Origin of the sequence: Kitasatospora sp. NPDC059803 (assembly GCF_042732255.1) — a bacterium.
GTDB lineage: Bacteria > Actinomycetota > Actinomycetes > Streptomycetales > Streptomycetaceae > Kitasatospora.
In genome coordinates this window covers 1-2,476 of the sequence record NZ_JBHWIJ010000241.1, presented here as the reverse complement: position 1 = coordinate 2,476, position 2,476 = coordinate 1, and the positions used below count along the sequence as shown (strand labels likewise).

2 protein-coding genes are annotated in these 2,476 nt (G+C 74.6%); one reads left to right on the top strand and one right to left on the bottom strand.

Annotation, left to right across the window (positions count from 1 at the left end):
- Nucleotides 1-125 precede the first annotated feature (125 nt).
- Nucleotides 126-1,316: a mannose-6-phosphate isomerase, class I gene (manA, locus tag ACFV6I_RS29675; RefSeq protein ID WP_380428612.1), complete on the bottom strand. Its 1,191-nt coding sequence runs from the start codon at nt 1,314-1,316 to the stop codon at nt 126-128.
- 329 nt (nt 1,317-1,645) lie between these two features.
- On the opposite strand from manA, the gene ACFV6I_RS29670 reads away from it, so the two are divergent.
- On the top strand, nt 1,646-2,410 hold the full coding sequence (locus tag ACFV6I_RS29670) for a polyprenol monophosphomannose synthase (RefSeq protein ID WP_380428610.1): 765 nt from the start codon (nt 1,646-1,648) through the stop codon (nt 2,408-2,410).
- Nucleotides 2,411-2,476 lie beyond the last annotated feature (66 nt).

The window sequence follows — 2,476 nt, the reverse complement described above, 5'->3', positions numbered from 1 at the left end:
GGCCGCGGGGGGGGCGCGGCGCGCCGCGGCGGCCGCCGGGGGGCGCCCCCCCCCCCCCCCCCCCTGCGGCGCCGCCCCGCCGCCCGCGGGCCCCCCCCCCCTCGGCGCGTGGTTCCTGGGTGCCGTCAGACGGTGACGGTGGCGCGGAAGAGGGTCGTGGCGGTGCCGGACAGCCGGGTGGGGGCGCCGGTGGCGGGGAGGAAGGCCGACCGGCCGCGGGCGAGGTCCAGGGTGGTGCCGTCGGCGGCGGTGAGCCGGGCGGTGCCCTCGGTGCAGAGCAGGATCTGCGGGGCGCGGCCGTCGATCTCGCGGTCCCGGCCGTCCAGGACGAAGCGGGAGAGCCGGAACTCGTCGATCGGGACGGGGTAGAGCTCCTCGCCGGCGGTGCCGTCGACCGGGCGGGGGTGCAGCAGCTCGGGGGCGCCCGCCTCGAAGACCAGGACCTTCAGCAGCTCGGGCAGGTCGATGTGCTTGGGGGTGAGGCCGGCCCGCAGCACGTTGTCGGAGTTGGCCTGGAGCTCGACGCAGGCACCCGCCAGGTAGGCGTGCGGCACGCCGGCGTCCAGGTAGAGCGCCTCGCCGGCCCGGAGCCGGAAGTGGTTGAGCAGCAGGGCGGCGATCAGACCGCGGTCCTCCGGGAAGTCCTCGGCGATCCGGGCGTACGGCCCGTAGTCGCCGGCCGGGTCGGTGCGGGCCAGGGCCGCGGCCGTCTCCCGGACGGTCTCCTCGGCGGCCTTCCCGTCCATGGTGAGGATGGCGGCCAGCGTGCCGCGCAGCGCCTCGGCCTCGTCCTCGACGGCCAGCAGGTCGATCAGCGGGCCGAGCCCGGGCACCGCGAGCCCGGCCATCAGCCTGGCCGCCTCGGCGGGCCGCCGGAAGCCGCAGAGCCCCTCGAAGGCGCCCAGCGCGCAGACCATCTCGGGCTTGTGGTTGGCGTCGCGGTAGCTCCGCTCGGGGGCGTCCAGCGGGATGCCGAGGGCGTTCTCGGCGGCGAACCCGGCGCGGGCCTGGGCGATCGTGGGGTGGGCCTGGATGGACAGCGGGATGCCCGCGGTCAGGATCTTGAACAGGAACGGCAGGGCCGGACCGAACCGGGCGACGGTCGCGGCGCCGAGTTCGCCCTCGGGGTCGGCCGCGATCAGCTCGTCCAACCGGCGGGGCCCCTCGCCCCGGTCGGCCCGCGACGGGTCGCCGGGGTGGGCGCCCATCCACAGCTCGGCCTGCGGTTCGCCGGTCGGCTCCTGCCCGAGCAGTTCGGGCAGGGCGGTCAGCGACCCCCAGGCGTACGGGCGGACGGTGTTGATGAGCCTGTCCATGCGCGCGGTCCTACTCCTTCGCTGGGTGGCGGGTGTGCCGGATCGTCGGGGCAACGGGCCCGGCGGTGCGGGGGTCCGGGCACGGGCAAGGTCATCGACCCTAGCCGACCGGTGTCGCCCGCGAGGAAACGGCGGGTACCGGAGGGGAGTGCCCTGGCCGGACCGGTGGTTCCCGGGCGCGGTAGTAGGATGCCAGGACGCAGTAGTCTCCGCCCTGTACAGCAGTTTCCACCGTGGTCACTCCGTCGGCGGGCTGCCGGCGGAGCCGCGTTCCAGAGTGCGGGCGATGGTGTTCTGACACTCCCCGCCATCGGCCGAGAGGTTTGTACGTGACCGTGAACCAGCAGAGTTTTGCTGATCTCGGCAGGGTCCTGGTGATCATTCCGACCTACAACGAGGCGGAGAACGTCGAGCGGATCGTCGGCCGGGTGCGGGCGGCGGTCCCCGAGGCCCACGTGCTGGTCGCCGACGACAACAGCCCCGACGGCACCGGCGAACTGGCCGACAAGCTGTCCGCCGAGGACCCGAACGTGCACGTCATGCACCGCAAGGGCAAGGAGGGCCTGGGCGCCGCCTACCTCGCGGGCTTCCGCTGGGGCATCGACCACGGCTACGACGTCCTGGTCGAGATGGACGCGGACGGCTCGCACCAGCCCGAGGAACTGGACCGGCTGCTGGGCGCGCTGCGCGGCGCCGACCTGGTGCTGGGCTCGCGCTGGGTGCCGGGCGGCCGGGTGGTGAACTGGCCGAAGTCGCGCCTGCTGCTCTCCCGCGGCGGCTCGACCTACTCGCGGCTGGCGCTCGGCGTGCCGATCCGGGACGTCACCGGCGGCTACCGGGCGTTCCGCAAGGAGACCCTGCTGGGCCTGGGCATGGACGAGGTGGCCTCGGCCGGGTACTGCTTCCAGGTCGACCTGGCCTGGCGCACGGTGAAGGCCGGGTTCAAGGTGGCCGAGGTGCCGATCACCTTCGTCGAGCGCGAGCTGGGCGCGTCCAAGATGAGCCGCAACATCGTCGTCGAGGCGCTGTGGCGGGTGACCGCCTGGGGCGTCTCCGACCGGCTGGCCCGCCTGCGCGGCGCGATCAAGCGCTGAGCTCCACGACGTAACCTCCACGACGTAACCGCCCGGGGCCCGTCCGCTGTCACGACGGACGGGCCC

Coding starts and splice junctions, on each gene's coding strand:
- manA (WP_380428612.1), bottom strand. CDS start 1,316: ATGGACAGGCTCATCAACACCGTCCGCCCGTACGCCTGGGGGTCGCTG.